This is a genomic window from Pseudomonas sp. GW456-E7, from assembly GCF_059424105.1.
The window spans coordinates 1-240 of sequence record NZ_JBWKZB010000113.1 but is presented as its reverse complement, the minus strand read 5'-3'; the positions used below and the strand labels follow the sequence as shown (position 1 = coordinate 240).

1 protein-coding gene is annotated in these 240 nt (G+C 62.5%); it reads left to right on the top strand.

Annotation, left to right across the window (positions count from 1 at the left end; all coding sequences use genetic code 11):
- The coding region (locus AC07YV_RS29815; protein ID WP_494990402.1) for a cadherin-like domain-containing protein at positions 1 to 240 on the top strand (240 nt) is incomplete at both ends.

Genomic DNA, 240 nt, shown 5'->3' with positions numbered 1-240 from the left:
ACACCGCTGGCACCTCCGCGACCATCGCCAACGTCGGCACCCTGGTGATCGGAGCCAACGGCGCCTATACCTTCACGCCAGACGCCAATTACAACGGCACGGTGCCGACCGTCAGCTACACCGTCACCGACGGCTCCGGCAGCAATGTCACTTCGACCTTGAACATCAGCGTCACCCCGGTCGACGACAGCTTCACTGACATCAGCGAGAACGTGACCACCGCTGAAGACACCGCCGTGA